General features: G+C 59.5%; 8 protein-coding genes and 2 pseudogenes. 6 read left to right on the forward strand and 4 right to left on the reverse strand.

The window, feature by feature from the left end:
• The first annotated feature begins 15 nt into the window (after positions 1 to 15).
• From ACVWZJ_RS05635 to ACVWZJ_RS05650, 4 genes are all read left to right on the forward strand, one after another.
• Positions 16 to 741, forward strand: a complete 726-nt coding sequence (locus tag ACVWZJ_RS05635) for a phycobilisome rod-core linker polypeptide (RefSeq protein WP_011432578.1) — start codon at positions 16 to 18, stop codon at positions 739 to 741.
• Between the two features lie 141 nt (positions 742 to 882).
• Positions 883 to 1194: a DUF6825 family protein gene (locus tag ACVWZJ_RS05640; protein WP_011432579.1), complete on the forward strand. Its 312-nt coding sequence runs from the start codon at positions 883 to 885 to the stop codon at positions 1192 to 1194.
• A complete protein-coding gene (locus tag ACVWZJ_RS05645) occupies positions 1191 to 2927 on the forward strand; it encodes an ABC1 kinase family protein (RefSeq protein ID WP_049749563.1) in 1737 nt (578 codons plus the stop codon). Before ACVWZJ_RS05640 ends, ACVWZJ_RS05645 begins: the two co-directional genes overlap by 4 nt.
• A complete protein-coding gene (locus ACVWZJ_RS05650) occupies positions 2927 to 3646 on the forward strand; it encodes a PP2C family protein-serine/threonine phosphatase (RefSeq protein ID WP_011432581.1) in 720 nt (239 codons plus the stop codon). Before ACVWZJ_RS05645 ends, ACVWZJ_RS05650 begins: the two co-directional genes overlap by 1 nt.
• 11 nt (positions 3647 to 3657) lie before the next feature.
• Here ACVWZJ_RS05650 and ACVWZJ_RS05655 read toward each other — a convergent pair whose 3' ends face one another.
• On the reverse strand, positions 3658 to 4575 hold the full coding sequence (locus tag ACVWZJ_RS05655) for a histone deacetylase family protein (RefSeq protein ID WP_011432582.1): 918 nt from the start codon (positions 4573 to 4575) through the stop codon (positions 3658 to 3660).
• Positions 4576 to 4706: 131 nt separating this feature from the next.
• Between ACVWZJ_RS05655 and ACVWZJ_RS05660 the strand changes: the two genes are divergently transcribed.
• Both ACVWZJ_RS05660 and ACVWZJ_RS05665 read left to right on the forward strand, forming a co-directional pair.
• Entirely contained in the window at positions 4707 to 6596 is a 1890-nt protein-coding gene (locus ACVWZJ_RS05660; RefSeq protein WP_457395187.1) for a serine/threonine-protein kinase, read from the forward strand.
• A 3-nt stretch (positions 6597 to 6599) separates the two neighbouring features.
• The gene (locus ACVWZJ_RS05665) at positions 6600 to 8954 is read left to right on the forward strand and encodes a transglycosylase domain-containing protein (RefSeq protein WP_457395190.1); all 2355 of its coding nucleotides are present in this window, start codon (positions 6600 to 6602) and stop codon (positions 8952 to 8954) included.
• A gap of 147 nt (positions 8955 to 9101) precedes the next feature.
• On the opposite strand, the pseudogene ACVWZJ_RS05670 reads toward ACVWZJ_RS05665, so the two are convergent.
• The 3 genes and pseudogenes from ACVWZJ_RS05670 to ACVWZJ_RS05680 form a co-directional block, all read right to left on the reverse strand.
• Positions 9102 to 9376: pseudogene (locus ACVWZJ_RS05670) on the reverse strand (YccF domain-containing protein); the annotation flags it as partial.
• Positions 9377 to 9743: 367 nt separating this feature from the next.
• Positions 9744 to 11024 carry an MDR family MFS transporter gene (locus tag ACVWZJ_RS05675; RefSeq protein WP_011432585.1) on the reverse strand — a complete coding sequence of 427 codons (1281 nt, stop codon included), beginning with the start codon at positions 11022 to 11024 and terminating at the stop codon, positions 9744 to 9746.
• A 90-nt stretch (positions 11025 to 11114) separates the two neighbouring features.
• Positions 11115 to 11300: pseudogene (locus ACVWZJ_RS05680) on the reverse strand (RNA-guided endonuclease TnpB family protein); the annotation flags it as partial.

Consider the following 11300-nt stretch of genomic DNA (forward strand, 5'->3'; position numbering starts at 1 on the left):
TTAGGAGCACCATCTATGTCCCTTCCGTTGCTTGCCGATCGCCCCACCACCCAAAATGAACGGGTGCCTCGCTACTTTGTGCCCAGCGACGAAACCCCGCCGGTCTACCGTCCTGACGACCCGACAGGAATTGACAACATCATTCGCGCCGCCTATCGCCAGATCTTCAGCGAGCATCTGATGCTGGAGAGTTATCGGCAAAAAGCTCTGGAGTCCCAATTGCGCAACGGGGCGATCTCGGTCAAAGAGTTTGTGCGCGGCCTGGGCAAGTCGGAGGTGTACCGGGATCTGGTCATGGTTCCCAACGACAACTACCGCTTCATCGAGGTCACCTTCCAGCGCTTTTTGGGTCGGCCCACCTACAGCCAACAGGAGCGCATCAAGTACTCCATCATCGTTGCCACCAAGGGGCTAGATGGCTTCATCGACGCTGTGGTGGATAGCGAAGAGTACAATGCCGCCTTTGGGGACGATGTGGTGCCTTACCAACGCCGTCGCCTGTCGGAAAAGCCCGCCAACCTGGTAACCCCCCGCTATGGAGCTCGTTGGCGCGATGTCTCCGGCGTGAAGCGCTCGACGCGGGAAGTGGTGCGCACCTATCGTCTCACCCGTCCTCCCAAACCCGGGGATCCAGAAAACTTCCTCAACATGGCCCGCATGCTCAATCCCAAGCCGGCTGCACGGCAAAACATCAGCGTCTTCGATCTGAAGATCCCGGACATGACCACCAGCCGCCGCTAGGACTGGGCAAGCTTCCGGGGACAACCCTTTGCGGGCTCTGCCGGGCCGATCGATCCGAGGCTGTTCGGGTGGGTCGGCTCGCCGCTGTGTTTGAGCAGGATTCGTTATAATCTGGGTGATGCTTCTTAACACTTGGGTCGCATGAAGAATCCGGTTGTGCAGGCTTTTTTTGTCGGCAAGGCTGTGGCAGACGTTCTGCGCGAGCGTTTGGAAAGCGCCCTCACCGATATTGCCGGGGAAGTGGGCAAGGTGTGGGCTGAGCTGCAGGAGGGCTGGCAAACCTTTGCCCAGGATGTCATGACCCGGGCTGAGGCAGAAGCATCCATGGCCGCCCAGGAAAGGGTGCCGCCTCCTTTCCAGACAGAAGATTTGCAGGCAACTCTGGACGACTTGCGGGCGGAAGTGGCGCAGCTGCGCTCCGAGTTGCAGAAGTACCGGAGTCGAAACGCTTGAACGCGAGCCTTTTGGGATCCCGGACTTCTTTGGGATCACAACCCGTCAAGCCCTATACCGCCTACCGCTGGGCCCGGGAGAACTATACTCGCCAGGGCCGCATGCTGGACATTTGGCGATTTGTGCTCACCTGGCTGTTTTACCTTTGGCTGGATCAGCAGGCTTGGAGCTATGGGGGACAACCCACGCCCGAGCGAAAGGCCCAGCGCCGCCGGGCCAGAGCCATTTGGATCCGCGAAACGCTGCTTAACTTAGGCCCTACTTTTATTAAAGTGGGGCAGTTTTTCTCCACCCGCGCCGATCTCTTCCCCTCGGAATATGTCGAGGAGCTCTCCAAGCTGCAGGATCGGGTGCCTGCTTTCAGCTACGAACAGGTGGCGGCAATTGTGCAGCAGGAGCTGGGCAGGCCGATAACCCAAATCTACAGCTACTTTGATCCCACCCCTTTGGCCGCTGCCAGCTTGGGGCAGGTGCATCGCGCCAAGCTGAAAACCGGGGAAGAGGTGGTGGTGAAGGTGCAGCGTCCGGGGCTGACCCGGCTGTTCACCATCGATTTGGAGATCTGCCGTGGGATTGCCGAGTTCTTTCAGTATCGCACCTCTTGGGGCGGGCCGGGCCGCGACTGGATCGGCATCTACGAAGAGTGTCGGCGCACCCTCTGGGAAGAGGTGGATTACCTCAATGAGGGCCGCAATGCCGATACCTTCCGTCGCAACTTTCGGGATATGCCGCAAATTGCTGTTCCCAAAGTGTATTGGCGTTACACCTCTCCTCGCCTGTTGACATTGGAATACCTGCCGGGGATCAAAATCAGCGATTACGAAGCCTTGAGTGCGGCAGGGTTGGATCGCAAGGTTTTGGCTCGTCTGGGGGCAGAGGCTTATCTGCGGCAACTGCTCAAGGATGGTTTTTTTCACGCCGATCCCCACCCCGGCAACATTGCCGTGAAGCCCGATGGCACGTTGATCTTCTACGACTTCGGCATGATGGGCCGCCTGCGCTCCGATGTGAAAGAAAAGCTGATGGGCACGCTGGCAGGTGTGGTCTCCAAAAATGCCGATCAGGTGGTGGCCTCGCTGGTGGAACTGGGGGTGCTGGTGCCCACCGCCGATCTGGCTCCGGTGCGCCGCTCGGTGCAGTACATGCTGGATCACTTTATGGACAAACCCTTTTCCAGCAACTCGGGAGAAATCTCGGTGGCGGCCATTAGCGAAGACCTTTACGAGCTGGCCTACGATCAGCCGTTTCGTTTTCCGGCTACCTTTACTTTTGTGATGCGGGCCCTGACCACGCTGGAGGGGCTGGGGAAGGGGCTGGATCCGGAGTTCGACTTTATGGAGGTGGCCAAACCCTTTGCGGAAGAGCTGATGAGTTTAAACGGAAGCAAGACTGAGACCCTCTTGGCCCAGGTTGGCCGTCAAGCGGCTGAGTTCACCAGCAGCAGCCTCAGCTTGCCGCGCCGGATCGAGTCGACCTTGAGCAAGATAGAACAAGGGGAGCTACGCCTGCGGGTGCGATCCAGCGAGACGGAGCGCTTGCTGCGCAAGCTGAACAACACCGGGCTGGGAGTTAGTTATGCAGTGTTGTTTGCGGCCTTTTTTTTGAGCGCAACTCAGCTCTTTTTGGCCGGACATGCTACCTTAACGGTTATCACTTTGGTTTTGGCTGCCCTCGCTGCTCTTGCTTTAATCAGAGTACTCTTAAGGTTGAATCGGTCAGAGCGATTGATGTGATGCGACGATATGCCTGCGCTACGGATCCCGGCAAGATCCGCAGCAGCAATCAGGATGCCTACTACTGCGATCCAGAGGGGCGCTATTTTATTGTTGCCGATGGTATGGGAGGACATGCTGCCGGGGCTACAGCCAGCCTGTTGGCTGTCGAGACCATCCGAGAATATCTGGATCGAGGCTGGAAAAACGTGCCGGCACCCCGGTTGCTCAGCGAAGCCGTAGAAGCAGCCAACAGTGCCATCCTCAAGGATCAGCGGGAAAATCCAGAGCGGGCAGACATGGGCACTACGGTGGTGGTGGCCATGGTGGATCCCAAGGGCAACTGCTGGAGTGCTCACATTGGCGATTCTCGCCTCTATCGCCTACGGGGATCCGAAATGCAGCAAATGACCGAGGATCACACCTTAGTGGCTCGCTCCATTCGACTGGGGGAGCTGACCTATGAGCAGGCCCGGATTCACCCTTGGCGACATATTCTCGAGCGCTGCCTGGGCCGACCCGATGCGGGTCCACCTTCTGTGCAGCCGATTACAGTTTACCCAGGGGATCGCCTGTTGTTGTGTAGCGACGGCCTAACTGAGGAGCTGGACGACGAAGTGATCATCGAGTATTGCCTGCAGGTGGAAGATTTGGAGCAACTTCCCCTAAAGCTCATCGAGGCGGCCAAAGAGCGGGGCGGGCGAGACAACATCACAGTAGTGATTGCCGAATACGCCTAGTTTGCGCCCGGCTAAAGACGGTATTGGCGGTACACTTCGCTGGCCGCTCGGTGCAGCAGGGAGTGGCGATACACGAGGCGGTTGAGGTCTTTGCCGTAGCCGCCGCCGATGACGCAGGCGACAGGATAGCCCTGCTTTAGACAAGTGTTCAGCACCTGCATGTCTCGCCGAAACAGGCCCTGGTCGCTAAGGGCCAGCTTGCCCAGGAGATCTTCCTCGTGGGGATCCACACCGGCATCGTAGAGCACCAGGTCAGGGCGCACCTGAGCCAACAGATCGGGCAAGTGGTCGGCCAAAGTCTGGAGATAGGCTTCATCTTCCATGCCTACTGGCAGGGGCACGTCCAGGTCGCTCTGTTGTTTGGTGGCGGGGAAGTTGGCCTCGCAGTGCATGGAAAAGGTGAACACCCGCGGCTCGGAGCGAAAGATCCAAGCAGTGCCATCTCCTTGATGGACATCCAGATCCACGATCAAGAGCCTTTGCACCAGCCCTTGCTGCAGCAGGACTTGGGCGGCAATGGCCAGGTCGTTGAAGATACAAAAGCCGGAGCCGTAGGCGGGGAAGGCATGGTGGGTGCCGCCGGCGGTGTTGCAGGCCAGGCCGTGGCGCAGGGCCAATTGGGCGGTCAAGACGGTACCCCCCACCGCTCGACAGGTGCGCTGCACCAGCTCCGGGCTCCAGGGCAGGCCGATGCGCCGCTGCAGCTTGGCCTCCAGGGATCCCTCACAGTAGGCTCTGACGTACTCAGGGGTATGTACCGACTCAATCCAGGCGAGAGGGGGCAGCTCAGGGTGGTGCACTTGCTGGGGGCGGATCACCCCTTCCCGCAGCAGCAGCTCTTGCAAGAGGCGAAATTTCGGCATGGGAAAGCGATGGCCCGGCGGCAGGGGGGCACTGTAGTCGGGGTGGTAAACAATTGGCAAAGACATCAAGGGCAACTGGATTGACGGCGGCGAGCATGGCCTATGACGGCTCCAGTGCTTATGGTAGAGGTAGCCCGCTCCTGCCGGATCCCTTCGAGACTCTTGCAAACCTGTTCTCCGTACCGCCGCGATTCCCTATGTTTACTGCGTCGGATCCCTTTTTGGGTCGCCTCTTGGCTCAGCGTTATCGACTCGTACATCTGCTGGGACAGGGGGGCATGGGGCGAGTCTATTTGGCTCAAGATTTGCTCTTTGGTGGGGTGGAAGTGGCTGTCAAGCTGCTTTCCCAGCCGGCAATGGATCGGCGCACCCGCCTGCGCTTTGAACGGGAAGCGAAAGCCTGCGCGGCTTTGGGCCAAAAAAGCCTGCACATTGTCAAAGTCAATGACTATGGCCTTACCCCCGATGAGGTGCCTTTCTATGTGATGGAATACCTGAACGGCAAGACCCTCAAGGATATTCTGGCCGCGGGGGCTTTGCCTTTGGAGCGCTTTTTCCGGCTGGCCCGCCAAATTGGCCTGGGGTTAAAGGCGGCCCACGAGGGGATCCTCATGGAAGGGCAAAGGGTACAGGTGATCCACCGCGATTTGAAGCCGGCCAATGTGATCGTGGTGGCCGATGACAGTTTTGGGGAACTGGCGAAGCTGGTGGATTTCGGCATTGCCAAGCTGCTCAACAGCCATGAATCTTTGAGCTTTACCCATGCCTACCTGGGAACGCTGGCCTATTCTTCCCCGGAACAGCTGGAAGGGTTGCCGCTGGACGTCCGTTCCGACATCTACAGCTTCGGGATCATGCTGTACCAGATGGTGTCTGGCCAGATGCCCCTCAAGCCCACCACCGAATCTTTCCCGGGCTGGTACCAGGCCCACCACAAGCACCGGCCCATCCCTCTAGAAGACTGGGGACTGAAGTTTCCGCTGCCCGCCGGTTTGTCTGACTTGATCCTCGGTTGCCTGGCCAAAGATCCTGCCGCCCGCCCGCAGTCGGTGGCCAATGTGTTGGCGGAGCTGGAGCACATTCAAGCCAGAGCACAGGGATCTATTGCCCCTCAGGTCCCAGTCGCCTCGTCGGAAGAGGCTGCCTCTGGCCCACTTTCTGGAGGTCTCCCTGCCGCTGCGCCGCCCTTGGCCGCATCAGGTACTCTGCGGCTCAGGCCCTTGACGGCGGCCACGGAGGTCGAGAACGGGGGATCCCTGCTTTGGGTGCGCCTGATTCCCTTTCTGATGGGCGGGCTGCTGGGCTGGGTTTTGGTGAGTTGGCAATGGGGACAGTTGCTGCAGCGCCCCTCGGCCCCCCGTGTTTCCGGGTCAGGATCTCGTCCGGCAGTGGCAGATTCCACTGCCCCAGAGAATGTCCATCCTATGCCTGGGGAGCTTGTCCCTGAGCCCCTTGTTTTGGCTTCAGAGCAGAGCAAACGGCGGGACCCGGCACCGGAGCTGGAACCCTACACCCGGAGCGAGCCAGTGTTTCGCGCCTTTCCCCTGGAGACTTCCCGCGAGACGGTACGAGCCAGCCTGGGATCCCCCAACCAGCAGGGGCAGGGCGCTTGGCCCAATACCGTGTACGACCTGTACCGCTTTGGCGGGGTGAACCTGGGCCTGCTCTACGACGAATCCAGCCTGGCCCTGCGGCAAACCGAAGCCACCGTCACCGCTGGCGTACCCACCCCGCAAGTGGAAGGACTCTTGGAGGATATGCTGCAAGCCCCCTTGCCTGCTCAACTGCAGCGAGAACTGCAGGCTGTGCGCGAGGGACGTTCCGGGCGAGTGCAATTCCGCGTTGGCCCCTGGGCCGGCAGGATCGAACGCAACGCCCAAGGCCATCTTTACATGGCCCTCTGGGATCCCACGCTGCCCAGCGGTGCTCCACCCCCTTCTCCTGTCTCCCCTCCCACCCTGCCCCCGACTGCCCCTGTTGCCCAGCCTCGTAAAGCTCCTAACCCCCATTCAGCAGCAGGCGGCCCTCGTCCCGGCCAGACCATGCAGGAGCTGCTGCGCCGTGCGCGCGAATTGCGGGGGGACTGAGCCATGTCTGCTTCTGAAGACAAAAAGCCGCTGTTGGGCACCGTCGCTCGCTTCTTCAAAACCCTGGCCAGGCCCTTCCCTATCGGGCCTACAGCTCTCCTCAAACCCCCCGAACCTCCTCCCCCCAAGCGCCCGGTGCGCCTGCGGATTACCTGCCCAGGAGAGCCCCCCCAGGTGGTTGCCCTGAAGGGATCCGACATTCTCGGTCGCAGCCAGACGGTGGCCACCATTCGCATCCCTGCCCCCGCGGTGAGCCATCTCCACGCCCACATCCGTCCCCGCCCGGATTGGCGCCTGCCCGGTCTGGGTTGGCGGATCCCCTTGCCCCCTATTCTCTACTGGCTGGGGTGGAATGCCGGTCGCTACCAGCTAGAAGATCAAGACTCGACCAACGGCGTTTTCCGCCTCAAACCCTTCGGTGGTGTCGAGCGGGTGCGCCGGGTGATCTTGCGGCATGGCCAGCAACTGAGCCTTGGCCCGCCTCGGGATCCGGAGAGCGTCTGGATTCAAGTGCTGGATCCACCCCCACCACAGGTGTATGGGGTGCGCGGCTGCCTCATCCTGATGGTGGTCTTGGGGTTGGGGGCGAGGATTTGGATCGGCCATGAGTGGAGCAAGTTCTCAGTGGAGCCACCCCTCTCCGCAGATCGCAACCCCCTGATCGTCCTGGCCGGGGATCAGCAGACGGAGCTGCGCCGCCATCAGGGGGACACCTACCGGGAGCTGCCCGACCTGGAAGCTTTTGGGCCGATTTTGCCCAAGGTGGTGGTCGCCGCTGAAGATCACCGCTTTTACTCCCACTTTGGGGTGGATCTGCTGGGCATTGCCCGCGCCTTTTGGGTGAACCTGCGCTCGGGGGAAGTGCAGCAGGGGGGCAGCTCCATCAGCCAACAACTGGCCCGCACCGTGCTGCGGGACTACACCGGCTCCGGCAACACCTTCGGGCGCAAGCTGCGGGAGGCCGTCGCCGCCCTGAAGCTGGAACAGCGCTACAGCAAAGACGAAATCCTCGCTCTCTACCTCAACAATGTTTACCTGGGCAACGGCATCTACGGCTTTGAAACTGCTGCCCAGTTCTATTTCGGGATCCCAAGCCGCCAGCTCAGCCTTTCCGAAGCTGCGACTCTGGCGGCCATTTTGCCCGCGCCCAACGCCTTTAACCCCGTCGCCAACTATGATGCCGCCGTTCGAGGCCGGGATCGGGTTTTGGATCGCCTGAGCGAGCTGAAAGTCTTCCCCGAACAGGAGATTCGGCGGGCCCGGCGCAGTCGCCTCACCCTCAACCCCAATTTGCGCTCCCAAACCTCGACAGTTGCTCCCTACTTTTACAGTGCCGTCTTCCAGGAGCTGCGGCAGCTCTTGGGCCAAGACCTCTCGGCAGAGGGCAACTTCATCATCGAAACCACGGTGCATTTGCCCTACCAGCGTTTGGCAGAGCAAGTCCTGGCCCAAACGGTGCGCGAGTCCGGATCCCGCTTGGGCTTCAGCCAAGGCGCTTTGGTCAGTCTCGACAGCCGCAACGGTGAAGTGCTGGCTTTGGTGGGCGGGATCGACTACAACGCCAGCCCCTTCAACCGGGCTACCCAAGCTCAAAGGCAGCCGGGCTCCACCTTCAAAGTGTTCACCTATGCGGCTGCCCTCACCCAGGGGATCCCTCTCTCCCAAGTGTTGTCGTGCGAGCCCCTCACCTGGGGCAACCTCACCTTTCGCGGCTGTCGCTCGGGAGCGGCCTCTATGGATTTGGCCCGCGGCCTGATCCTCTCCGAAAACGTGATTGCCCTGCGGTTGGCCCAACAAGTCGGTCTAGAGCAAGTGGTGGCGACGGCGCGGCAAATGGGCATCCAATCGCCGTTGCAACCCTATCCTTCTATGGTGATTGGCACAATGGAGGTGAACTTGCTGGAGTTGACAGCAGCCTTCACTCCTTTTGCCAATCGTGGCCTTTGGTCAAGGCCCCACACCATCCGCCGCATCTTGGATAGCAGCGATTGCGCCAGCCCCAACGACTTTCGCACCTGCCGTGAGATTTACCCTGGTCGGGAGGATCCCCGTTCTCAGCGACTTGTCTTACCAGAAACCGTCGCCCAACAGATGACAACCGTACTGCAAGGGGTGATCAGCTCCGGCACCGGCACTGCTGCCCGGCTCGGCATTGGAGAAGCCGGTAAAACCGGCACCACCACCGCCAACAAGGATCTGCTCTTTATCGGCTACACGCCCAACCCTCCTCTGGTGACCGGCGTTTGGTTGGGCAATGATGACTCCAGCCCAACACGAGGAAGCAGCAGCATAGCTGCTCAAACTTGGGGAAATTACACGAGGCAAGTCATTACCAATAGTTTGACGATGGTTCAATAGAGCAACTCCGAGAGCAGCCTTGGCAATTGGCAACCCCAAATCCTGACAACCCGACAGAAAACTCTCCTGCATCCCAAGTGAGAAATGCCTAATAACCAGTTTGGCCGTACCCCTCAATAAACCCACAATCTAGGTTCACCCACTTTCTCAGCGCAGATCTCGGCCAAAGGGCAACAACGACAAAATAATTAACTTCATGTGTTGTTTGGCAAAGGGGATCCCAACAATGGTGATTGCCAGAATCACAGCCCAGAAGAGATGGTTAAGCACCAACGGCCAGCCAAACAGCAATAGCCAGATGACGTTAAAGATCAGCAGCAGCGGGCTGTTGGCATCGGGATACTCCACCACTTTCTTTCCGAAGGGGGCAAGAACCCCAGTTTGATGCTCTGCCAGCCAAAGGGAATGCCGATGATTGTCAGCTAGAAATTGCAGGAGCCCCGCACTGTACCCGTAGGGTCGGTGTCGGGAGGAATGCTATAATAATACTGCGGACACCAGAAACGGCTGTTTAGGGCACTGGTAACGGTCGATTGGGGGTGCTGTAAACCACCCCAGAGGCTCGTGGTTGGCTTGCTAACTGCAGGGCTACTAAAAGCCCGCTCCGTACCGCCTAGCGGTTGGTGTCGGGTAGTTTACGCAAAGGCTCAGTCCTCTAAGATGTAGCCCAAACCTGTCAGCTAGAAATTGCAGGGTACAAGAGCAGAACTAGCCTTCCTGTTCGACATCCATACTCTAACCAGCTGTTGGCCAAGACTGGGATCCCAAAATCTGCTTCTTTCCTGGGCTCTAGCGTTCTGCGTCACCGAGGGGAGCGGGCTCCATCACCGGAGGCACTGCGGCCCTATTCACCTTGCAGGGCAGAATGCGGTTCAGAAAGCGGAGGATCCCCCAAACCCAACTGACGGTGATCACCCAAAAGATCCACAACCCGCTTGCCCACGGTTGCGGCAAGTCCAAGGCCATCCCCCCAATCATTGGGCCAAGAGCAAACCCCGCCGCCCAGCAGAGGGAGTTGACCGACAGATACACCCCCCGCAAGTGATCCGGCGCCAAATCCGCCACCAAAGCAGAGGCAGAGGGGTTGTAGCTCACCAACGCCAAAGAGAGCACCGCCAGCGCCAAGACTGCCACCGCCGGGGCCGGAGCCCCCAATTCCGCCGCCAGACCGCTAAGCCAAACCAAAAGAAATCCCACCCCCCACATCAGGGCGGATCCCTGCAACCCTTGGATGCGCGTCCGGCGATTCAACCAACGGGCCACCGGCATCTGCAGCAGAGCGATCAAGGCCCCATGCAAGGCAAACAAAATGCCGATTTGCACCTCTGGGATCCCTACCCCATTGCGGAAGTAAAGGGGCATGCTGCTGCTGAGCTGGGCCACATAGGTGGTGAACAGGATATTCGACAGGCCAAACACCAAAAGGGAGCGATCTCTAAGGGCGGTTTTCCAACCTGCCAACACAGGCTCTGCTGCCGGACAAGTCGCCCGAGTTTCCCGGATAAAAAACCAAAGTACTGCCAGAAAGATTAGAAAAGTGACACCGTCGATTACAAACAAGAGCCGATAGGCCCCCGTCAGAGCCACCAGCGTGCTGGCCATAGCCACCCCAAGGCTGAGGCCCAGGTTATCCCCCAGACGGTTGAGAGCGTAGGCTTCGTTGCGCTGCTCACGAGTGGTTAGATCTGCTACAATCGCTTCCGCAGGCGGCCAGTACAACCCCTGCCCCAAGCCTGCAGCCATATTGGCCAGGGCAAAACTCCAGAAGTCATAGGAGAGCGCAAACCCAAACGACCCCAAGGTGGAAATAGCCAGAGAGAGGATCAAAGTGGAACGGCGCCCCCAAGCTCCATCGGCCATCGAGCCGCCCAGGATGCGGCCAAACACCCCGGCAAAAGCCATAATGCCTAGCCCCAGGCCCACTTGGGTGGCGGTCAGCCCCACCTGATTCACAAAAAAGAGACTGGCATAAAACAAGGTAAAGCCGGTTCCAGTTTGGGAAAGCAGCCGACCGATAAAGATCAGCCAAACCTGAAAACTGAGCTTCGGCCACCAAGAAGGGATCCACATGTTGAGTGCAGCAGGGGAGGGCCTACCTAGCCTACGGGATCCCGATCCTTGAGGCCAGGGCAAGGAGCCTGCTCTGACAAGTAAAGTAAACTACCCGACCCTGACTGCTTCGCAATACAAAGCGGGCTTTCGGCAGCCCTGCAGTTGGCAAGCCAACCACGAACCTCTAGGCTGGTTTACGGCAGCCCCCAAAAGCGCAATCACCTTCGCACCGTTAAAATCCGCATCCCCTTCCCAACCGCAGTGCCCGCATTTGAACTGCTTACCCTTGCGATA

The sequence above is a fragment of the Thermostichus sp. OS-CIW-29 genome, from assembly GCF_054058195.1.

Excerpts from the sequence above, each read along its gene's own strand:
- ACVWZJ_RS05635 (WP_011432578.1), top strand. The coding sequence starts at position 16 with ATGTCCCTTCCGTTGCTTGCCGATCGCCCCACCACCCAAAATGAACGG.
- ACVWZJ_RS05640 (WP_011432579.1), top strand. The coding sequence starts at position 883 with ATGAAGAATCCGGTTGTGCAGGCTTTTTTTGTCGGCAAGGCTGTGGCA.
- ACVWZJ_RS05650 (WP_011432581.1), top strand. The coding sequence starts at position 2,927 with ATGCGACGATATGCCTGCGCTACGGATCCCGGCAAGATCCGCAGCAGC.
- ACVWZJ_RS05655 (WP_011432582.1), bottom strand. The coding sequence starts at position 4,575 with ATGTCTTTGCCAATTGTTTACCACCCCGACTACAGTGCCCCCCTGCCG.
- ACVWZJ_RS05660 (WP_457395187.1), top strand. The coding sequence starts at position 4,707 with ATGTTTACTGCGTCGGATCCCTTTTTGGGTCGCCTCTTGGCTCAGCGT.
- ACVWZJ_RS05665 (WP_457395190.1), top strand. The coding sequence starts at position 6,600 with ATGTCTGCTTCTGAAGACAAAAAGCCGCTGTTGGGCACCGTCGCTCGC.
- ACVWZJ_RS05675 (WP_011432585.1), bottom strand. The coding sequence starts at position 11,024 with ATGTGGATCCCTTCTTGGTGGCCGAAGCTCAGTTTTCAGGTTTGGCTG.